Source organism: Bacteroides xylanisolvens, assembly GCF_018289135.1.
In the GTDB taxonomy this organism is placed as follows: domain Bacteria; phylum Bacteroidota; class Bacteroidia; order Bacteroidales; family Bacteroidaceae; genus Bacteroides; species Bacteroides xylanisolvens.
The window spans coordinates 2,268,749-2,289,421 of sequence record NZ_CP072216.1; the positions used below are offsets into that span (position 1 = coordinate 2,268,749).

At 40.6% G+C, this 20,673-nt stretch carries 18 protein-coding genes, 2 tRNA genes and 1 pseudogene; 4 read left to right on the plus strand and 17 right to left on the minus strand.

Annotated elements, in window-relative coordinates; all coding sequences use genetic code 11:
- Positions 1–83 precede the first annotated feature (83 nt).
- The 3 genes from INE92_RS09740 (at position 84) to INE92_RS09750 (ending at position 1,412) form a co-directional block, all read left to right on the plus strand.
- Positions 84–157: transfer RNA gene (locus INE92_RS09740), tRNA-Asp, on the plus strand.
- Between the two features lie 55 nt (positions 158–212).
- Positions 213–286 (plus strand) — tRNA-Asp (locus tag INE92_RS09745).
- A 529-nt stretch (positions 287–815) separates the two neighbouring features.
- Complete coding sequence (locus tag INE92_RS09750) at positions 816–1,412, plus strand: type 1 glutamine amidotransferase family protein (protein ID WP_004317740.1); 597 nt, start codon at positions 816–818, stop codon at positions 1,410–1,412.
- A gap of 576 nt (positions 1,413–1,988) precedes the next feature.
- Here the strand turns inward: INE92_RS09750 and INE92_RS09755 are convergent.
- The 13 genes from INE92_RS09755 to INE92_RS09815 form a co-directional block, all read right to left on the minus strand.
- Positions 1,989–2,411, minus strand: a complete 423-nt coding sequence (locus INE92_RS09755; protein WP_004317738.1) for a pyridoxamine 5'-phosphate oxidase family protein — start codon at positions 2,409–2,411, stop codon at positions 1,989–1,991.
- 91 nt (positions 2,412–2,502) lie between these two features.
- Positions 2,503–3,381 carry an AraC family transcriptional regulator gene (locus INE92_RS09760; protein WP_008771206.1) on the minus strand — a complete coding sequence of 293 codons (879 nt, stop codon included), beginning with the start codon at positions 3,379–3,381 and terminating at the stop codon, positions 2,503–2,505.
- Positions 3,382–3,503: 122 nt separating this feature from the next.
- Complete coding sequence (locus tag INE92_RS09765) at positions 3,504–4,052, minus strand: Crp/Fnr family transcriptional regulator (RefSeq protein WP_009039845.1); 549 nt, start codon at positions 4,050–4,052, stop codon at positions 3,504–3,506.
- A 41-nt stretch (positions 4,053–4,093) separates the two neighbouring features.
- A complete protein-coding gene (locus INE92_RS09770) occupies positions 4,094–5,458 on the minus strand; it encodes an MATE family efflux transporter (protein WP_055236535.1) in 1,365 nt (454 codons plus the stop codon).
- 260 nt (positions 5,459–5,718) lie between these two features.
- The gene (locus INE92_RS09775) at positions 5,719–7,248 is read right to left on the minus strand and encodes an STM4011 family radical SAM protein (protein WP_195436044.1); all 1,530 of its coding nucleotides are present in this window, start codon (positions 7,246–7,248) and stop codon (positions 5,719–5,721) included.
- A gap of 11 nt (positions 7,249–7,259) precedes the next feature.
- Positions 7,260–8,534, minus strand: a complete 1,275-nt coding sequence (locus INE92_RS09780) for an STM4012 family radical SAM protein (RefSeq protein WP_195435944.1) — start codon at positions 8,532–8,534, stop codon at positions 7,260–7,262.
- Positions 8,531–9,385 carry an STM4013/SEN3800 family hydrolase gene (locus tag INE92_RS09785; RefSeq protein WP_015532890.1) on the minus strand — a complete coding sequence of 285 codons (855 nt, stop codon included), beginning with the start codon at positions 9,383–9,385 and terminating at the stop codon, positions 8,531–8,533. Before INE92_RS09785 ends, INE92_RS09780 begins: the two co-directional genes overlap by 4 nt.
- Complete coding sequence (locus INE92_RS09790) at positions 9,372–10,382, minus strand: STM4014 family protein (RefSeq protein WP_195435947.1); 1,011 nt, start codon at positions 10,380–10,382, stop codon at positions 9,372–9,374. Before INE92_RS09790 ends, INE92_RS09785 begins: the two co-directional genes overlap by 14 nt.
- 3 nt (positions 10,383–10,385) lie before the next feature.
- Positions 10,386–11,459, minus strand: a complete 1,074-nt coding sequence (locus INE92_RS09795) for an STM4015 family protein (RefSeq protein WP_195435950.1) — start codon at positions 11,457–11,459, stop codon at positions 10,386–10,388.
- A 214-nt stretch (positions 11,460–11,673) separates the two neighbouring features.
- The gene (locus INE92_RS09800) at positions 11,674–12,807 is read right to left on the minus strand and encodes an OmpA family protein (RefSeq protein ID WP_015532892.1); all 1,134 of its coding nucleotides are present in this window, start codon (positions 12,805–12,807) and stop codon (positions 11,674–11,676) included.
- A 401-nt stretch (positions 12,808–13,208) separates the two neighbouring features.
- Complete coding sequence (locus INE92_RS09805) at positions 13,209–14,795, minus strand: ATP-binding protein (protein WP_195435952.1); 1,587 nt, start codon at positions 14,793–14,795, stop codon at positions 13,209–13,211.
- Between the two features lie 682 nt (positions 14,796–15,477).
- On the minus strand, positions 15,478–16,683 hold the full coding sequence (locus INE92_RS09810; protein WP_015532894.1) for a cupin domain-containing carboxymuconolactone decarboxylase family protein: 1,206 nt from the start codon (positions 16,681–16,683) through the stop codon (positions 15,478–15,480).
- A 115-nt stretch (positions 16,684–16,798) separates the two neighbouring features.
- Positions 16,799–17,194 carry a putative quinol monooxygenase gene (locus tag INE92_RS09815; protein ID WP_151922920.1) on the minus strand — a complete coding sequence of 132 codons (396 nt, stop codon included), beginning with the start codon at positions 17,192–17,194 and terminating at the stop codon, positions 16,799–16,801.
- A 185-nt stretch (positions 17,195–17,379) separates the two neighbouring features.
- Between INE92_RS09815 and INE92_RS09820 the strand changes: the two genes are divergently transcribed.
- Entirely contained in the window at positions 17,380–18,291 is a 912-nt protein-coding gene (locus INE92_RS09820; protein WP_015532896.1) for a helix-turn-helix domain-containing protein, read from the plus strand.
- Positions 18,292–18,448: 157 nt separating this feature from the next.
- Here INE92_RS09820 and INE92_RS09825 read toward each other — a convergent pair whose 3' ends face one another.
- The 4 genes and pseudogenes from INE92_RS09825 to INE92_RS09840 all read right to left on the minus strand — a co-directional run bounded on the left by INE92_RS09825 (position 18,449) and on the right by INE92_RS09840 (position 20,651).
- Positions 18,449–19,024, minus strand: coding sequence for a sugar O-acetyltransferase (locus tag INE92_RS09825; RefSeq protein WP_009039854.1), 576 nt, complete (start codon positions 19,022–19,024; stop codon positions 18,449–18,451).
- Between the two features lie 85 nt (positions 19,025–19,109).
- Positions 19,110–19,259, minus strand: a pseudogene (locus tag INE92_RS09830) (EamA family transporter); the annotation flags it as partial.
- Positions 19,260–19,303: 44 nt separating this feature from the next.
- Positions 19,304–20,239 (minus strand): ISAon1 family transposase, encoded by a 936-nt coding sequence (locus tag INE92_RS09835; RefSeq protein WP_008025715.1) that lies wholly within the window; start codon positions 20,237–20,239, stop codon positions 19,304–19,306.
- Positions 20,240–20,279: 40 nt separating this feature from the next.
- Positions 20,280–20,651: an ISAon1 family transposase N-terminal region protein gene (locus tag INE92_RS09840; RefSeq protein WP_008640050.1), complete on the minus strand. Its 372-nt coding sequence runs from the start codon at positions 20,649–20,651 to the stop codon at positions 20,280–20,282.
- Between the last annotated feature and the right edge of the window lie 22 nt (positions 20,652–20,673).

Sequence of the window (20,673 nt, forward strand, 5' to 3'; positions counted from 1 at the left end):
CTCAAAACGCTTGCAGATTTACAAAAAACAACTACCTTTGCACCCGCAATCGAGAGAGATGCAGATTAATAAATTGAAATTCTGGTGCGTTAGTTCAGTTGGTTAGAATACATGCCTGTCACGCATGGGGTCACGGGTTCGAGTCCCGTACGCACCGCTTCTTTCATTAAGAAGTAAAAGAGAATAGAAATGAGTTAATCCAATTAAAATTTGGTGCGTTAGTTCAGTTGGTTAGAATACATGCCTGTCACGCATGGGGTCACGGGTTCGAGTCCCGTACGCACCGCTTCTTAAGAAAGCGAAACAAAGAAAAAGCTCTGTAATTCAATGATTACAGAGTTTTTTTTATTTCACTTTTCTACTTTGTACACAGTTGGCTATCTAGCCGGAAATCATATTCTCGAAGCTAACTTCAAGGTTTTCAAATCATAGATTAAGATTTCATCCTTATCTGTTTTGTCATACTTGTTATTATTGTTTGTATCATAATAACCTGCGACGACAAGTTTACCTGTTTGTGTATTGACAGTCCCAGTACGGACAAAAATTTATCTTCCGTTAATTGAGTCATTTCTTTTCCGAGCGTATCGCACTCCTCCATAAGGTATTGTACCTTCCAATTCATTTTTCCTGAATGGAAAAGTTATAGTTTTTACTTCACGCCCTTCATCATTGCTCTTTGAATGATAAAAAGTTTCCTATTGTAAACTGAATAATCATATTTTAATTGTATTATTCGATATTTTACCACAATTACTACTACAAAAGTCAATTAAATATCACACCTTTGTACTCACTAAAAATTAGAATCATATATGAAAGAAGTAATATTTGTAATTTTAGAAGGGTTCGCCGACTGGGAAGGCGCATATATAGCTACCTGTTTGAATCAGGGAGTCAAGCCCGGAAATCCTATTAGTTATAAAGTGAAAACCCTATCAATAACTCAAGAACCCGTAAGTTCAATAGGCGGATTCAGAGTGCTGCCTGATTATGGGCTAAAAGATATGGCGGAAGATTATGCGGGGCTGGTGTTAATTGGCGGTATGAACTGGTTCTCACCTGAAGCTGAATTAATAGTTCCACTTGTAGAAAAAGCTATTAAAGAAAAGAAATTAGTTGCCGGAATATGTAATGCTTCTGTTTTTCTGGGTATGCACGGTTTCCTTAATGAGGTAAAGCATACCAGCAATACGCTCAATTATCTAAAACAGTATGCTGGGGATAAATATACAGGCGATTCGAACTATATCAATGAACAAGCTGTAAGAGACGAGAATATTGTAACTGCCAACGGAACCGGGCAATTGGAATTTTGCAAAGAAATATTATATGCATTAGAAGCTGATACTGCCGATGCGATAGAGGAAAGTTATCTGTTTTATAAAAACGGATTCTGTCCGGGAGCATAAAATGAATGAAAGAATGACCATTCTTAAAAAAGGAATATTTAAGCAATCAGAAAGAGAGACAATAGCATAACGATTTAAGAAAAATAGAAAAAAGCCCGGCATCTGTCGGGAGAAAGTTCTTTATTATTATCATTTGGGACATATATCATCCAAATAGCAGCTATTTTCCATTATTCATTCACCATTCAACATAAAATATTAAGATAACCGTTCTTTTTATTATTCCTATCCTTTCTAACAGTTATGCCAAACTAGAGAAAAACCACCCTCAAAAAGACCAGTTTCAGCTTCCTCACCGATGACAAACAAGTTCCTCGGTGAGGAAGCTAGCGACGCACACCGAGGAACACCCCGCTCCTCACCGAGGAACGAACGCTTTGCCAACAAGAAAAGATGCATTCCGTATGTAGTTTTATGCGAAATAGACCTGTATTTCCGCATATTATTGCCCTATTTTATGCCGTTTATTCACTGGTTCATTGTTTTTAAAGTTGCTATTCTTTTATACAATCTTAAAAATAGCACATTGAGACTATAAAAGCGCTGTCTCTTAGTATCTCTTATATACTATGAGTTTTATTCTACGATAAAGCTCTCCGATTTGAAATTACTATAAAACCTACCGGAAGTTGCCGTAAATTTCAATACACAATAGTCGGGATCTGTCACTCCTTCCGGGTAATACATGGTATCACCCTCCTGCCAAATCATTTCTTTGCTGGCACTGTCTGTCAATACTTCCATTGTACCCCGCAGCATCGCACCTCTAAAAAATCTTGTATCACAAAAGTAAATACACGCATGATTGTTTTCCCGGTATTGCGCCACACGCATGGATGAAGTATTCGTTGTCAGATAAATCGTTTTTATCCCTTCCCTTTTTCTTGGCTGCAACATTGCCTTGATATTAGGAAATCCCTCCCTGTCTATAGAACCGATAAAAGCTGTTTTCAACTTATCAATCATGTTCCCTACTGTTTTTTCTGCGTCTCTCATCATTTCATTTTTTATTGTTAGTTATTATCTGATGCGAAAGTAGAGAAATAGAAGAGGAACGGCGTAATAAAAAGAAAGGGGAAAATAGTACTTTTTACGGTTTATGTGTTTTCCGATAAAGTAATGGAGTTTCTCCCGTATGTTGCCGGAAGCTGCGAATAAAATAGGAGACCGTTGAAAAGCAGAGTTCAAAAGCAATATCCGATATGGGGACATTTGTATAAACGAGCAGTCTTTTAGCCTCATCCATCACTTTATTCTGAATATATTGTTTGGCACTAAACCCCATTGTCGAGGTTACCATCTCATTCAAATAGTTAGAAGTAATGCAGAGTTTATCCGCATAATACTGAACCGAGTGTTGCTCTTTCGAATGGATATTTACCAAATTCATGAATTTACTTACATGGTTATTAGACGCTTCTCTGCTCCTGCCCTCCTCTATCGAAGTCATTTTAAGATAAGCCCGGTCCAATAACATCAGGACTTCATAAAGCAACGCTCTCAATACATGCACATCGTTTTGCTGATACGAGTCGATCTCCATCTTTATATGATGCAAAATTTGGAGTATACGGGCATAAAGCTCATCTGGCAAATGCAGTCTTGATGAAAAGCTTTCCAGCTGAAAAAACGAAAGATGCTGTACAAACAAAGAATCTTTAAAGAGGGAAGACAAGAACTCTTCCTCGAAAATCAGCGCATAACCATTGATGATATGACGCGTATCCCAGTTCCGGATTTCTCCCGGTTTAGAGAATAGAACGTCACATGGGGTTACTTCATAGGTTTGGTTATCGACAGAAAACGTCCCTTTACCTTCTGTTATAAAAGTAACATCATAATAATTCAACGTGTGAATAGCACTTTCAGCCAAGAACTTCTTCACATATTTCAGTTCTACCACATCGACCAAAAGTTCGCTTCCATACTTATTCTTATAAAAAGTATATCGAGGTATTGAGTTTTTCATTTGGAATACAAAAATAATATTCCTTACCAAATAATCCAAAGACTTTTCAAACTCAATTTTGAATAGTCAATGAACCATCTGATAAGGAATACATAGAAAAATAGATGTCCAGGTTATATTTCCTATTTAGAACTTCCAGCCATATATCCCAAACTGGTTACATCGGCACCCAGATAATGAGTAATATACTTCAAAGGTACCCTGTACAGGATATCCGGGATTTCTGCCAATAAAGAAAGATACCTCTCTCTTACCGTCAGTTTCCGAACGTTCATATTCTCTTCTTCTTTAAAATAGAACTGATATTCCATCAGTTGACGAACCAAGTTGGCAAACGAAATAGATGTTGCGCACAACTCTTCAATCTCCTCTTCGCTGATGTAATAAGCAGCACATTTCGTCAGCGCCTTTACAGCATATTGACTGGAGTTATAGCACAATACAGCATCCCCTTCAGATAAAAACCGGATGGTTCTATCCTCTCCTTCATGAGTCGTGTATGTATGCAGAATGCCGGAAACAATAATATACAAGCTCTGCTCGGGCATTGTGGCAGATGCAATCGTTTCTCCTTTATCCAGATACACCATTTCCATACGAGCCAACAGCTCTTTCACTTCTTTTTCATCAACCTGATACTCAAAACAGAGTTTCTTCAAATAAGCTTCCATACAAAATAGATTTTAGTTAATTATATGTCACCTAAAAACACCTAATTCGACATAGCAGGCATCAATGTGCCTCTCAAGTATAATTTCCTTTGGGTATATCGCAAATACCAGATACAAATCAATAATGAAACCACCGTTGAAATGGGTGGAGCAAATCCCATGATAAACAGCGACGAGCTATCCATCTGGCTGAACCAGTATGACAATGGTATACGGAACAGGAAAGTGGCTATCAGACTGTGAATCATCGGGAATAACGAGTTCCCTTGTCCGCTGAAATAAGAATTGATGCAGAACACAAAACTGACTACGATACAGTCGATGCTATATCCCCGCAGGTACTCTGCTGCCATTGCCACCACAGCGGCATCTTTCGTAAAGAAAGCGGTAAGAGTCTCCGGCAGGAATTGCGAATACACGCAAACCGACACACCGAAAACAAGAGCAATCCCTATTCCGGAAGCAAGACATTTATTCATTCTCTTGATAAGTCCCGCCCCGTAATTTTGTGCAGTCATGGTTGCCACAGCCGATGATATAGCCATCGGAGGCAGCATGGCAAACACTATGATTTTCTCAACAACACCTAAAGAAGCAGACGCAATGACTCCCATCTGATTCACAATGACAGTGATTATCAGAAATGAAACATTGATTAAAGCATCTTGCAAAGCAATAGGCGCTCCCAATACCATGATCTTTTTAGACAGATTCCGGTTCAAACGGATATCCTTCCGTGAGAAATCAAAGTGGAATCCATGCCGGTATAAGAACCAAAGCGCTATTCCAAAGCTGACGCCTTGCGCGGTTACAGTAGCAATAGCCGCTCCTGTAGCTCCCCAATGGAAATAGCCGACCAGTATAAAATCGAGCATTATGTTGATTACACATGCCAAGCCTACAAAATAAAGCGGTGTCTTTGAATCACCCAATCCACGCAGGATACCACATACAACATTATACCCTATTATGAACAAAATACCAGCCGAACATACCAGAATATAGTTTTTAGTATCAGCCATCGCTTCCGCAGGCGTGTGCATCAGTTCGGTTATCTGCCCATGAAATGCCACCATGACTAAGGTCAGCAAGACTCCTACAATTGAAAATAGCCACACAGAAGAACCGATTGTAAAAGCTACTTTCCGATCATCTTTTGCTCCGATGGCGATAGCAATCAATACAGTTGTGCCTGTCGTAATGCCAAGGATAATACCTGTAATCGTCTGCATCACCTGACTGCCGATAGCCACAGCCGCCACACTTGCCGAATCATCATATTGCCCCACAACAAACAAGTCGGCTCCACCATAAAGCGCCTGAAGCACATTGGCAATAAGAAAAGGCACTGCAAATTGCAGCAATACCTTCGGAACACTTCCTTGTGTCAAATTTAACTCTTTCATAGTTTCTCCGCTACTTTACCTCTTATCTTAAATTGTTACAATAAAAAATAGTGCCGGACAAGCGAATGATTTACACCATTCATCTTATCCAGCACTATAATTATCTATTATAGCACCCTCCGATGAGGATTTTTATGCCTGTCCCTATTTTCGGGCTGCAAATATGCGCTTTGTTTTTATAACTACCAAATTATAACTGATTTTTATTTTTGAATGGTACAATCAGGTATCAATGTGAAGCTTTTATTGCAGCCGCTTTTCTACTCCCGGAAGCGGAAGAAAGCAGCCAATCGATCCGGATTCAGCGTGTAGCGGGCACGTTCTTTTAAAAGTGGTTCGGCGTTCATCACTGCACAAGAATGAAATACTACTGACATCATCTCCCAATCCTTCAGTGAATTTCCGACAACCAATACTTGGTCAAGGGGAAAAGCTAAAGCCTTGCATATATGAAGCACTCCTTTCCGTTTATCAACTTCCTTATGGATAACCGTAATAAGAGGTGGTTTATAAAACACCTGATAAGGTTTCTCTTTTAAGCGAGAAAGAATATTTATTCTCTCTTCCTTATCATAAACCAGCATGCTGTACTTATAAACTTGGCCTTCATAGCTATGCGCCGTTATCTTTGCGGATTCTTCGTTTATGTCCAGTAGTAATTCAACCGGCATACACCGGCTCTGCCCGCCATATACCAGTAATCCACCGTCGGCAAACACCCCTCCTTCAAACAGGCTGAAAAGAGTCTTGCCTAACTTTCTCCGTGCCTGTTGCATAGATAAAGAAGTAGCAAGATATAAGGGAACAAATTGCGCTATGTACCGCAAAGCATGGGCATAACTTTCCGAAACCCTTCCCTGTGCATCGGTAAGTGTTCCATCCACATCAAAAAACACGGAAGTAATGAAAGGCTTATCCGGGATCCGCCAAAATGCACCTGCTCCCATTATTCGATGCAAAGGATGATTAGTCAAATTACTGAAAGCAATGTAACAATCACAGACCTTCCGCCGACAAGGAAGCAAGGGGTCCAAGATCTGATTCTGATAAAGATTTCCTATCTTCACCTGACTTCGGGGACAAGCAAAGATATCTCCTTTCCAATCAATAAAACAACTACTTCTCCCTCCCGAACAGATAGTCCATTGAGCCGAAGCGTTTTTTAAATCATACTCAAAAAGGTTATCCAGTTGCGTAAAAAAACGAATATCTTCTACGCTCAACGGAGACTTCAAACCTTGCATAGCATTAATAAACAAATAAATATCCGGCAAAAGAGCATTTCGCAAATCGCTAAGTACACTTTTTGCCATCGGATTGCCTACCGCTCCGGCACAGACCTGTATTCCTGCATTATAAAGCGTATGAAGTCGCCGGACAAAACTTTCTACTGAAGTCATTTCCGGATGAAAGCTGGCCCAAATCTTTATCTTACTTATCAATGCCGGTGTAGCCGGAAATTCGTCCAGCCATTCATCGGCCGAAAAAGAAAGATTAGTCTGACAGGAAATTCCGGCCACTTGTGGCAACGCCGCTAAATGAATGATCCCTTTCCGATAATAACGATGTATCAATGCTTCACCGTAAGGAATAATAAATAACTGCAACGGTCCCCCTTTCCATTGTTCAATAGCCGTAATAAAACGGTTCCACGCCTGTTCATCCTGCGTAGTGGCTGTCAGATGTGACTTTTTGCCGAAAGGACAGTAAGAGCAGGTATAATTGCAGCTATTCAATTTACCGCGATAATAGATACGCTTGATGGAAAGTAAATCCCCCTCGTTTTTCATTTCCATTTCGTTCAATAAGAATAAGTTTCCATCAGCCCTCTTATTTCAGGGGTAATGAATAACTGACCAATATAATCAGAATATCCCATTCCTTCGGAAGTAAGACAAATGCGATCATCTGTATTTTCTATCCATTGCCGTTCTGCCAGTTGCCGGAATAATGGAATATCATCCGGTGATTCGCCAAAACGACGCTCATATTCGGCTTTATCAAGCCCCATATAATACATCAGATTTTTAATGATGAAACGTTGCCTCCGTTCTTTTTGAGAGAGAATAAATCCATTGCGAGCTACTGTAAAATCAGTAGTGTCCATATAGTCATCTATCTCTTGAGCAATGCAGTGTTGAGAAACAGTATACCGGGTGGCATAATGCAAATGACCCAAGTAACTACGTCCACCGGAACCACACGAAAGCATCACTTCATCTCCACAGGAAATTTCCGCATCAGTAGACGGATGATGAATAAAACGCCGCATCGAAGTTTGTAGAAAGCCTCTGTCTTTCAAGAGATCACGGGCGGCACAATACATCCGGAAACAGACATCATCAGATTCCCGCTCCGTGATAGCTGTTCCCTGTCGCACATATAACGGATAGATAAAGAGTTCGTTAGGCTGAAACAGAAGAGCCTGCTCTAAAGAATAGAGAAAACTATCCACTGTTTGTCCTTTGATTCCGTAAATCAAGTCGATATTAAAAAAAGGAAATTCCATCTTCCGGATAGTTTCCAACGCCTGATTGATCGTGTCTTGCCGGGGACGTCTTTTCAAAGCGGTTAACTCTTCGTTGAGAAAACTTTGTATACCGATACTTATACGAGCCACTCCGGCTTGTTTCAACCATGTCAAACGGGCAGGATCAGCATACTCCGGTGATGTTTCTATGGAAGTAAAAGCATGTGAGGGATGCACTCCGAACAGGGCAGCCGTCTCCAATAAGTATTCCAGTTGGGAAACGGTGAGAAGCAACGGTGTACCTCCTCCAATGGCGAAACTGTCAAAGATCAGTCCGGTGGTGAGAGGTGACAATTGTTGTGCCTGCTTATGAAGGGTTTCCAAATAAGTTGCGATATAATCCGCACGATTGGTTTGTAGAGAAAACAGGTTACAATATCCACATTTATGACTACAAAAAGGAATATGAAAATAGAGTGATGCCTTCTGCCCTTCCACCTGTTCCAGGTAAGGAAGCAGCGAAACCGGAGATGGAAAAGGACGATAGGCAGTTTTATGTGGATAGCTATACATATAGTCTACATATCGTGGTAGCGGTTGATTCATTGTTTCGTTAAAATAAAGTGTTTGTAAGGGACTGTATAAACCGTTTCGTGAGATATGCAATGGTATTCATACCCATCTTCACCATAACAAGTGCCATGATCGGAAAGAGCAATCACCAGCGTATTGCTCCGTTTCTGAAAAGCCTGAAACAAACGAGGTAACTGACTGTCAATATATTGCAGGGCAGCCGCATGTGATTCTTTATCATCTTTCATTTTACCCTCCACATAATGACAGTTCGGATAATGGATAGCAGAAAAATTGATATACATAAAGATCCGTTTGTCGTCCGGATAATTTTCTAGTTTTTTCAATGCAAAATCAATCTGTTTTTCAGTACTATCGGGTGCTGTGCATCCAAAGGTAGGCAGCCAATAACTTTTAGTAAAGTAACCGGGGAATACACGCCCCAGCTCATTACGCTTGCTAAAGAAGTTTACGCCACCTATACAAATCGTTTCATAGCCTGTATGGGCAAGACTCTGCACAAAAGTCGCTTCTGTAAATGGATAACTTCCTTTGGGCGGAATACGTCCTGTACCCGCTTGCACGGGGAAAAACAACCAGTTACGGCTACGCAACGAATGAGGTTCTGCCGGAGAAGGCAGAAATCCGGCAAAGATGGCAAAATGAGACGGGTAAGTGAAATTTCCCGGAGCATGTCTTTTCTCCCATTCTCCTCCATGGCTGTTCAGTACAGGCGTTCTTCCGGCCGCTTCTTCCTCTTTGCTGACATCATACCGCAAGGTGTCAAAGCAAAGCATCAATATATCATGAGTACCCACCACCTGATTCATATCCAGATCCGGATGACGGGTCTGTTCGCCAGCCGGCAGTTCATCTATTTGCATGGTTATATTTCTTTTTTATGTTTTTTATTTGTTGAGTATAAATAGAATTATGAGCAAACATATCCTGATAAACATGGTCTCCTTGTCCGTTGACTTCTATTATATAAGGAATATCCGTCCCTCTTTCTATCAATACATCTACTCCTGCATAACGCAAATCCAAGGATTGCACAGCTTCCTGACATTGAAAATAGATTTGTTGCCGTACCTCTTCGGATAGAGACAATTCATTCCACCAATGCGCCTTGTTGTTCAGGTGTAAATTCGTTATGCTTCCTTTGCTGCATCTCACAACGATATAATCTATTTCAGACTCCCGGCACACTACCCGAAGGTCATAATTTTCTCCTTGCAATTGTGCTTTAGGAATCCATTCCTCCAGGATAGCTTCTGTTTGTATCACAGCTTCTGCCAACGGGATTATCTCTTTTTCCACGCTCAAACGATTGATTCGTTTGGTATTATGAATCACTCCGTCCACTTGCCGCAGCGTAGTATAGACTACCCACTTGTTCCGGTTGGGCTGATAACGAATCGCCATAATGCCTCCCGCACCCGAACCATAACGGGGTTTCAAAAAGCATCCTCTACCGCAATCGGCAAGAAGCTGCCGTAACTCATCGAAGGATTGTGGAGACGGCAACATCGGAGTCACTTTCAGCCCTTTGTCCATCAGGACTTCTTTTGTTTCCTTTTTATCAAGAGCACGCAACAAAGCATCAGGAGTATTTAAAAAGCACACATCATCAGGCAGGCTCATCTCGCTCAAACGTTGCAATGTCTCCTTATATGCCTGATTCAACAGCGCATATTTCAGGAGATCAGTTTCATCACTTACACAGGGTTCCAGTTTGATAACTGCCTGCCGCAATAGCGGCAAGCAGTTAAAAAGTTCCTCATAAGTCATAAAACAAACTTCTGTCTGCAGGTGCTTACCTGCTTCAACAAAGTATTCTATACGTTTGGATAAAGAGTTGCTGACAACGATTATCTGCATCTCCTATTCTGTAACCATCGGGTAATACCACAATTCACCATCATATTCATCCGCCTCTTCGGTTTCGGCAATGTCTATTTTCATAGGAAGGTTCTGCAACTGTTTCTTCATGTCCTTACTCAAATAATTATAGCGCATATTGATAAACTTCAAGTGAACGATTTTATCCATATTATCCAGCAACAACTGTGCACCTTCATCTTTCAGAGTACCAGCCGAAATATCCATGGTTTCAAGTTGAGGAAGAATATCCGATTCCAGGAACATTTCTACAATACTATCCTGTTCTTCAGAGTTAACAAGCCCCAGATAAGTCAGCTTCGGGAAACGCTCTTTGGAGAAAAGCGGACGGAAGATCTCAATATCACCTTCAAATCCGTAATCTTCCACACCAACATATAGAACCAGTTTTTCCAGATTGGGAAAATCAGAAGCAAGAATGTCCTCTACCACTTCAGTAGGCAGACCACCACTGATTATTTCCAGCGACCGCAACTCCGGACGTGAAGTTCTTCCCAAGCGCAGATTGTTTGTTCCTTTTATTTTCAGATCCTTCAATTTAGGCATACTATCGAGCAGCGGACTAAGGTCGGCTTGTTCAATCCATGAGATCTCCTGTTCTTCCTGTTCAATATCCCCCCAGAACAGGCCTTCTATCTGCGCAAACTTGTCCTTATTTTCAATGAGACCTTGTAACAAAGCCGAACAGTCATCACCTTCATAATCCCAACAGCCAATCGTTATTTGCTTATATTCAGAGAGATGCTTGTCTTTCAATATCTTATCCAAAAGCTTCACATCGTTTTCATACTCATCATAACTCAATGTATATTTCTTAGCTTCCACTTTCATTTCACGTGCTGTTTCTTCGGCAGTTTCCACATAACCTTTCTTTGTCTTCTCTGCAATCAGTTTGTTGGCAGCCTTCTCAGCCTCTTCAGTAGTTGCGTAGTTTTTCACTTGTGTTTGTCCGGCAGTCCCCAGCTTACCATAATTTACAGTAACATCTGTCCCGACTACCTCTATACTCCAGAATTTCTGCGATTTAAAATCTTGAAAAACGAATACTCTCTTCATAATACAGTTTTTAATGGTTGATATTTGCACACTCAACACAGAACGCGCATGAACAATACTTGCAAAAATAGCTATTTTATGTAATGTACAAAGAAATCTGTTTACTAATCTTTCAGGATATTCAAAAATTAGCCGCTTATCTATAAAACCAGTACATACAACAAAGGCTGCCTTTTGGGCAGCCTTCATTATTCTATTTATGTAATCTATCTGTTTAATCTTCAATCGTACATATACTTACACGGTTCCAATCCGGTTCGGTAAACATGTCGCCTACGCCCTGACCTTCGGCAGTGATGCGGGATGCACTAATCTTGTATTTATTAACAAGGATAGTTTTTACAGCCTCTGCACGTGCAGCAGCGATTCTTGCGTTGACCTCCACACTACCTTCCGGAGAAGCGTATCCTTTAATAACTACTTTTGAGTCAGGATATTTCTTCATGTATGAAGCTACACGTTCCACGTTAGGAAGTTGGGAAGCGTCAACCGATGATTTACCTTGTCTGAAAGTAATGATAGATTCGGGCACACGGGCGGTTTTCACTACAGTCTCTACCGGAACAACCTTTGTACGGCAGGCTTCAAGTTCTTCTTGCAGTCCGTTGATGCGCTGGTTGGCGTTGCTGATCTGACCGTCTTTGTTGTTCACTTCCGAACGAAGCGCATTGATGGAAGAGTTCAATCCGTCAATTTCAGCTTGGTTGTACACTCTCACTTTTGCAAAATGATGTGTTCCGTTACTTGTCTTAAAGTGATATGTCAATCCGGCTGTCAATTCGAAACCTGCGTTATTGGCATTGAAACGGCTCTTTGTTTCGGGGTAAGTGCCTTGCATATCATATACAATGGCAGGTTTGATACCCAATGTCCATGCCTTACTTTCACCCAAGTTGAAGTTGAAATTCAATCCCAAACGGGTAGACCAAGTGTTCTGATCTCCATCACCATTCACATAATAATGTAACCAGCCCATTCCTGCAACGGCTTCCACTTCAAACAAACGGGGTTCGCCTTTGTAACCTGCAAACAGGTTCATCAGGTTGACTTTACCCAATACGCTGACGTCGGAAGCATCGAAAGATGTTTTACTCGGAGTAGTATTAATGTATCCCATTCCTTGGAATCCCAAACCGAAGATAGGAGTTAATTGCTTGGAAACTCCCACTCCAAAAGCAGGACGCATACTTTTAAAGAAAGCACTGTGAGTAAGGGGAGTGATTGCACCGGCATTGACTTCCACAGACCAATTGTCTGTTACTTTTGTACCTTCTACAACTGATTGGGCATTTGCTGTAACGCCACCCAATATCAAGGCTAATAAAATAATCGATTTTCTCATAATCATAAGTTTTAAAATGTAATGTTTTATCTGCTAAATCATTAGAAATGTTTTATTTGTCCATGTCTAACTTTCTAGTTCATTTTTTAATTCGTTATTCACTTTAAACAACATATCATATCAAAAATTAGTTCGCAAGCCTGGTAGCCAATTAACATCTATTGTGTTTTCGAGCAATCTAAAATATGAAAAATAGAACATCAACCGGGAGTTGTCAAAGGAAACATTAAAATCAACGTCTATATCGCATAGGGAACGGCGTAATGGAAGATATAAGCTATCGTTTCCTTCCTCATCCTTCCAAAAAGATTTCTAAAAAAAACGCTCAAACGGATGCTGTTTTTACCGTTTGGGCGTTACTTTTTGGGTTTGAAATTATATACTATACTTTTATTATCAATTCCCTACTATCCTTCTTCCTCTACTAACCATCGACTCAAATTGCGTTCTTCCTTACTGAACTCTGCACCTATTTTCACTATACGGCAACCATTAGTAGTATAAGGTATGAGATAGCCGCGATTATCAATCTGTGCCAATGCTTCTTCTGCGGTACCGTTTAGCTTAAATTCGAAGACATAAACAGCATTTGCTGTTTTCACCACAGCGTCAGCACGTCCCAGGGCACTTTGCACTTCGGCGTTAATAAACTGCCCCAGTAGTTTAAAAACAAGATAGAATACCACTTGATAGTGACGCTCTGTCTTATCATTCAGTTCGTAGGGGAAATCGGCAAAGAACGCACGAAGGCGGGTGAGGAAAGCCTCAACATCTCCTGCCCTTAGTTCCTTTACAAACTGTCCGATATAGAAGGGGGCTTTCGATTCATCCAACGAGGTATAAAACGGAGTGATAAAATTAAGAAAGCCATACTTCACTTCATCATTGGGGTAACCCAGCTTGTAGAGACGCAGTTCTGTATCATATCCTTTAATGGTCAGATAGCCGCTTTGATAAATCATCGGCACAGGGTTGTTTACGTCAGCACGGTCGTCGGTAAGAGAGGCAGCAGTTACTTCCAATCCGTCCAGTTCACGCAAATCATAATGGGTCTTCTTCAGCATTTCGGCTAGGAAAGTAGGTGTTCCGCTGGCAAACCAGTAATTCTCAAACATCCCGCTCCTAAGCACATTCAGTATACTGAACGGGTTGTACATACCTTCCTTACGGACATAGTTGAAATGATATCCGTCATACATACGAGTAAGGTATGCCATACAATCTTTTTTTGTCAAACCGTTCCTTTCTGCCAACCGTTCCAGTTCCGGGACGAAATTGGCTTCAATTTCCGGGCGGGTCATACCACAAAGAGCATTGTATTGCGGGTCGAAGCTGATATCGATCAGTTGGTTGAGAGTGCTGAATATACCCATTTGAGCAAATTTGGTCACTCCGGTGATAAAGACGAAGCGCAACCAGGGGTCTGCTGATTTCAGTACAGTATAAAAAGCGGTGAGCATTTCGCGGAACTTGTCTTGTAATTCCGGATTATGCATGGAGCGAAGCAGCGGTTTGTCGTACTCGTCAATAAGAACAACTACGCCACGACCTGTTTGTCGATAAGCTTCTTTAATGACTTGCATGAAACGACCGGAATAACTCAAACCTTCCTCACTGGTTCCATAGACTTTTTCCCAACTACGAAGCTGCAATTCAAGTCCGTTTCTCAATCCTTCTATTTCAGAGTAATCCTCGGCATTAAGGTCAAGATGCAGTACAGCGTGTTCGTTCCATTCTGTTTCGAGCTGCTCAATGGCAAGTCCTTCAAAAAGCTCTTTCTTTCCACAGAAATACGCTTCCAGTGTAGAAAGCAGCAGACTTTTGCCAAAACGACGCGGACGGCTAAGGAAATACGGATTGCCCGTTGAGGCAAGTTCGTAGACAAATGCTGTTTTGTCAACATACAAATAGCCGTCGCGACGAAGTCTCTCAAAACTTTGTATCCCGATAGGCAGATTGCGCCGAGGCCCTTTCAAACGGTCCATGATATCCATAACTTCTTCTCTTTATAAATGAAACCTTTGCAAAGATAACAAATCTTGCAGTGAATCGATCATCAAATATGAGGTTTTATTATCTCGTCCTGCAAAGTTTCCGACAGATAAAAACAGGTATTCAAAGTGCATTTCAAAACAAAGCTGATAGATAACATAGAGTAACAATAACAAGAATAGTGGAGAAACTATATTTTATAAAATTAAATTACCCAGTCAATATATCAATTATTATTATCACAACCACACAAGTTTCTATCCTTTAGAGAAAGGTTATACAAAAAAGATAACAACCTACCACATAAACATAAAGAGCGTTATTAATAAATACTGTGACCGTTTATTATAAACGTCCCCCCTGTTTATTATAAACTTTAAAACCTGAATTTGCAAAAATATATTCAATAATAGGTTACAAAAAAGGCTGCGAACTCTGTAAAGTTCGCAGCCTTTGGGCTATATCTGTTGCCTTATCCCCTAGTATAAGCTAAGGGAATGAGCTAAGTTCGTTGTAATATTATACTATTTTCCATCCATTTCATATCCATATTCCGTCTGTTTTTTCATTCAGTATTCATTCGTTTCATACTTTCCCGGACTACAAATATATAACATTAAAAAGCGTTTGTCAAGTCCCGGATAGATTTTAATCGTTATCTTTGGGGATGCATCAATGTCTTTATTACTTTTCCGGAATCACTTCGTTCAGACAGGCTATGGCATTGAGTGTGCGCGGATAACCAATAAATGGCAAGAGTTGCGTTACGACTGCCAGCAACGTATCTTTATTATTCCCTACGTTGGCATTTCCCTGTATGTGACTTTTTACCTGCGATTCACAGCCGCCTAAAGAAACAAGTATCGAGAATGTAATCAGTTCGCGGGTCTTTACATTCAGTCCGCTACGTGTCTGATAGTCGCCGAAACAGTTGGCGGAGAGGTAACGTTGGATGTGCTTCTGATTGTCGGGAGCGTTCTTATGCATCTGTTCTATCCGTTCACCAAATATGGATTTCTGCAATTCCAGTCCCTTATTGAAACGTGTTTCGGATGATACAACCGATTGTCCTTCCAAAGGAAGACGCACGCCACGGGCGAGCAATATATCATTGGTGATACCGATAAAATCTCTGACCTTAGCCATGCCCGCATAGGCTACTGACTGGTAAAGGATTTCTTTTATTTCTATCGGAGCAATGCCTTCATTAAGTGCGCTTTCGAGTGTGATGCGGTATTCGGCCTGCGCTTGTGAAGCAATATTGGATGCCAATGTTACCATAAGACGGGTTTTAATGTCCAGTGCACCGTATTCTTGCACTTCTTTTGTAAAATTACTAAATATATCGTCCAATTCAGGATCGGTAGCTTGCAGTCCGATTGCTACGTTACCTTTCGTTGCTTCGGCATACTGTTGGTCATCCACTCGTTCCAACCATGTATTCTGGTTGGTCTGCGGATTGCATCCGATAGCCAGATGTGAGAACCAACTATCGGGAGCGGCGCCATGCCAATGTTCGATGTTCGGAGCAATTTCAACCACATCACCGGGAAGTAAACGGCGCGCCGCTTTACCACGTTCCTGATAATATCCCACACCGCCGACGGCAATCAGGAGTTGTCCACCCGTATGGCTGTGCCAATTATTCCGGCAGCCAGGCTCAAAAGTAACGTTGGACATGGGTACATTCAAGTCTTTGTTACCAGTCAGCGGTGCCAGCCAAGATCTACCCGTGAAATATTGTTCGAATCCTGTATTCGCTTTTCCTACCGGAAATGCGCTGATGTTTTGAGGTACTTCTTCTTTTTTCATATTCTGTGCATTTATAGATTGCATCGGGATTTGCATCATTCCGATGGCTGTTACAATAATAAAAAACAATTTTCTCATATAACTACGTATGGTTTATTATTTATGAACTCTCTGATAATGCAAAGTTAGCTATTCTGTTCCAACTCTTTATGATACAAATTACGGATATAGAAACCAATATTACTGATTCAATTTACTTAATCTTCAGCCCGGGAATGAGTGGAGTGGTATCTACCAGTTCGAGCGACTGCACCATATCAAGCGTTTCTTTTTTATATTTCTGAAAATGAGGCGTAGCAATATGGCTTTTATAAGCTGCTTCATCAACATAAATTTCAAGAATTGTCACATGGTGGGGACGTTCTTTCTCCGCTACGGCATAGAGTACCAGCACACCTGGTTCTAATCGCATTGAGGCTTCGATTTCTTCCTTCAGATAAGCATTATATTCTTCCAGTCGTGCCGAATCGACTGTTATGCGAGACAACCGTACTTTATTATTTTCGGTGGCAAGCCGCTCAACCGGTTTAATGATGCTGGCCGAAATAGCGGCAGCAAACAATAGAAAAGCAATCAGTAACTTTTTCATCTTGATAACTTATGATAGTTCGAATTTCAGTATTAAATTACCGATAACAAAGTTACTGGGAATCATCCACCCCGAATGTAGACGATTTACGGATATTTATACCCCAATCATGGATTTTGAAGATGGAGAACTAATTTTATGGATAAAAGAATTATATTTGTAACCTACTAAAAGCAGACAACGCTATGGAAGAGAATTATAAAGACGAAATGATTGTAATAGATAACGTGAATCGTTATAACGAAATATTCGGACTTGAAACCAAACATCCGTTGGTCAGCATCATCGATCTCACCAAGTCCACCACATGGCCTACACGCGCATGGTTTCGCTATGAAGTGTATGCGCTATTCTTGAAGAATGTAAAATGCGGTGATATTAAATACGGTCGTCAATATTATGACTATCAAGACGGAACCATTGTCTGTTTTGGCCCCGGGCAAATTACTGATTTGGAATTAATCCAAAACATTCAGCCCAATGCGCACGGCCTCCTATTCCATCCCGACCTCATACGAGGCACTAGCCTCGGACAAGAAATAAAAAACTACTCATTCTTCTCTTACGAAACCAATGAAGCACTCCATCTTTCTGAAGAGGAGCGACAGATAGTAATGGATTGCCTGCAAAAAATAGCAATCGAGCTAAACCATGCTATCGACAGACACAGTCGCCGCCTGATCTGTACCAATATCAGATTGCTGCTTGATTATTGTATGCGCTTTTACGAACGGCAGTTTGAAACCCGAAACAAAGTTAACAATGATATTATCGTCCGCTTCGAACATCTGCTCAATGAATATTTTGAAGGAGATGCTCCGCAACATTTAGGATTGCCATCGGTCAAATACTTTGCCGACAAAGTATTTCTTTCTCCCAACTACTTTGGCGATATGATTCGTAAGCAAACTGGTAAAACCGTCTCCGAATATATTCAGGATAAAATGATTGAACTGGCAAAAGAACAACTCTTGTCTTCAGATAAAACAACGAGTCAGATTGCCTACGAAATCGGATTCCAGTATCCACAACATCTTAGCCGAATGTTTAAACGAATTGTCGGGATGACTCCTAATAAATTCCGCACGCAAACCTGACATCTTAAATACAGAGATATAGCGTCATTATTAGATCACCACATTCCTCCCTAATACTCCCCGTTCACGTATTTTTTACGTTATGAATGGGAAGTGCTTAACATAGCATTACAAGTGACTTTTTTACTGACGAGATAATACGAATATTAAAGAAGCGTCAATCCTCTATCTGTTTAAGGATTCTACACGGATTGCCAACCGCCAGCACATTGGCCGGAATAGACTTTGTGACAACGCTCCCTGCCCCAATAGTTGTATTATCGCCAATAGTTACTCCCGGAAGAATGATGCATCCTCCACCAATCCACACATTATTGCCAATAATCACCGGAGCTGTCTGTGACTTCCAAAAAGTACTGTTTTCAGAGGTTCTTTCCGATGCCTTTGTAGAATGAAAAACAGTATAAATATGTACTCCCGGCCCAATCCCCGAATTATCACCGATAACAATCTTGTTACAATCAAGAAAAACGCAATTCATATTAATCTCTACATTCTTCCCGATATAAATATTCTCACCATAGTCCACAAAGAAAGGAGCACTAATCCAGACATTATCCCCCCTTGAACCGATTAATTCATCTAATAAATCAGAAATTTTACCTGCATCAGTAGTGAGAGTATTATTATACTCCTGTTGAAGCTGCTTTGCTTTATGCCATCTGGTCAGTAACTCATTATCAGCACAATCATAAACTTCTCCCGCCAACATTTTTTCTTTTTCTGTTTTCATTTCTCAAATTATTGGTTTATTCATCCTGATACAAATATAAGGAATTATATTATCGAAATGATATAAGATGTACATCGTTTTCTATTTATTGCGCTTTACGCTTCCGACCTATCAACATCACTCCCAACAGAATAACCAGCAAACCGGAAACCTGAATAAAAGTAACCTGTTCGTTTCCTAAAAAGACTCCTAAAAGAACAGCAATAAAAGGATTGACATAAGCATGTGTCCCTACGGCTCAGTTGTAATTCTTGGGGGATTAAGTTTAGTCAATTCCCTTCATGCATATACCTTTGCTAGCCTAAAAAGGAAGAAGCTCATATCCACTACTCCTCTAAATGATGCCCTAAATGCTTTGATTTTAGCATTAAATGCTTCCGCTGCTGCATTTGTACTCCTGTTCACAAAGAAGTTCAGAATCCTTTCATAATGATTCTCAATAGAGTTTGCTACTGTTGTGAATGTATCGTATCCATATTCTTCAATCTTATTATACCATAGTGCCAGCTTTGCTCTTGCTACATCCTTGTCATAGTTTGTGGAAAAGATCTTTCCCAACTCCAATGAGTAGTAATATACGTGCTTAATATCTTCAAACTGCTTGAAAAGTAATTCTGCCCTGATTTTCTGACTCTTGGTCCATTTATCAGGTGATTTAAATAATAAATATCTGCTTCTGGCCAATAATTGCCTGAGTGTATCTCCGTTTTCGAGTTCTTCTGCTTTATATACTTCCCCCTTCTCTTTTGCCGCTTTCATAGCTTTATTCTCCTCTTTTATCACTTGCCATCTATATGTAATGCGCAACTCTTGTACAGCTTCGTATACAAGTTTTTGTACATGAAACCTATCAATCACCTGCATGGCACGTGGAAAGCACGTTTTGGCAATCTTTTGCATGCTCCCGGCCATATCCAGTGTAATTTCTTTGACCTGATTACGCAGCTCCTGTGGCATCTTTGTAAGTACCGCAATGATATCATCGGTTTTAGTGCCCTGAATTACAGCTATAATAGAACCTTTCCTACCTCGCTTATCTCTATTTATTAAGATGGTATAAAGATCTCCCTTACTTAAAGCCGTTTCGTCAATACATAGGTGATAACCCATATTCTTTGGATAAAGGATATACTCTTGGGCATGTGCTCTCTGATCCCAATTCTGGAAGTCACTCAGGTGGTCTTTATATTGGCTTTGAAGCTGTTTGCCATCCATACAGTAATGCTCAGCTACACTTTGGCAGCTAACGGCGTGATTATCTAAGTAATTCTTTTAAAAAAGCACCGAACTCAGCGGTTATGCGAGTACCGGTGGCTACCAAACTCCAGTCACGACTATATGTCTGCCCAGTGGATGGATCTTCCCAGCGACGACGCTTGATACGTAAATAAACGGCTTTACCACGGATAGGGAAGTCCTGAACTTCAATCTCAGGGAGGAAACCTTTTGAGTGAAGATGGAGATCAGAGTACTCAGCAGGAATAGTGGCTTTCTCCTCTAAATAAAGAATAAAGCAAGTATCCTGAGAAACATGATTGACTAGGGTAAAGTAATCAAGGATTCCTGAAGGCAAGAACAAGCTTAAAGAAGCAACAGGATCAATCGTTTGGGAAGAGGATGTTTTCATGATGCAAAAATAAGAATTTTAA

Bases quoted from the DNA above. Each gene is read 5' to 3' on its own strand.
- INE92_RS09800 (WP_015532892.1), bottom strand. From the start codon at position 12,807: ATGATTATGAGAAAATCGATTATTTTATTAGCCTTGATATTGGGTGGC.
- INE92_RS09825 (WP_009039854.1), bottom strand. From the start codon at position 19,024: ATGAAAACAGAAAAAGAAAAAATGTTGGCGGGAGAAGTTTATGATTGT.
- INE92_RS09755 (WP_004317738.1), bottom strand. From the start codon at position 2,411: ATGATGAGAGACGCAGAAAAAACAGTAGGGAACATGATTGATAAGTTG.
- INE92_RS09750 (WP_004317740.1), top strand. From the start codon at position 816: ATGAAAGAAGTAATATTTGTAATTTTAGAAGGGTTCGCCGACTGGGAA.
- INE92_RS09765 (WP_009039845.1), bottom strand. From the start codon at position 4,052: ATGGAAGCTTATTTGAAGAAACTCTGTTTTGAGTATCAGGTTGATGAA.
- INE92_RS09805 (WP_195435952.1), bottom strand. From the start codon at position 14,795: ATGGATATCATGGACCGTTTGAAAGGGCCTCGGCGCAATCTGCCTATC.
- INE92_RS09780 (WP_195435944.1), bottom strand. From the start codon at position 8,534: ATGAATCAACCGCTACCACGATATGTAGACTATATGTATAGCTATCCA.
- INE92_RS09790 (WP_195435947.1), bottom strand. From the start codon at position 10,382: ATGCAGATAATCGTTGTCAGCAACTCTTTATCCAAACGTATAGAATAC.
- INE92_RS09820 (WP_015532896.1), top strand. From the start codon at position 17,380: ATGGAAGAGAATTATAAAGACGAAATGATTGTAATAGATAACGTGAAT.
- INE92_RS09835 (WP_008025715.1), bottom strand. From the start codon at position 20,239: ATGGATGGCAAACAGCTTCAAAGCCAATATAAAGACCACCTGAGTGAC.
- INE92_RS09815 (WP_151922920.1), bottom strand. From the start codon at position 17,194: ATGAAAAAGTTACTGATTGCTTTTCTATTGTTTGCTGCCGCTATTTCG.
- INE92_RS09810 (WP_015532894.1), bottom strand. From the start codon at position 16,683: ATGAGAAAATTGTTTTTTATTATTGTAACAGCCATCGGAATGATGCAA.
- INE92_RS09785 (WP_015532890.1), bottom strand. From the start codon at position 9,385: ATGCAAATAGATGAACTGCCGGCTGGCGAACAGACCCGTCATCCGGAT.
- INE92_RS09760 (WP_008771206.1), bottom strand. From the start codon at position 3,381: ATGAAAAACTCAATACCTCGATATACTTTTTATAAGAATAAGTATGGA.
- INE92_RS09770 (WP_055236535.1), bottom strand. From the start codon at position 5,458: ATGAAAGAGTTAAATTTGACACAAGGAAGTGTTCCGAAGGTATTGCTG.
- INE92_RS09840 (WP_008640050.1), bottom strand. From the start codon at position 20,651: ATGAAAACATCCTCTTCCCAAACGATTGATCCTGTTGCTTCTTTAAGC.
- INE92_RS09795 (WP_195435950.1), bottom strand. From the start codon at position 11,459: ATGAAGAGAGTATTCGTTTTTCAAGATTTTAAATCGCAGAAATTCTGG.
- INE92_RS09775 (WP_195436044.1), bottom strand. From the start codon at position 7,248: ATGAAAAACGAGGGGGATTTACTTTCCATCAAGCGTATCTATTATCGC.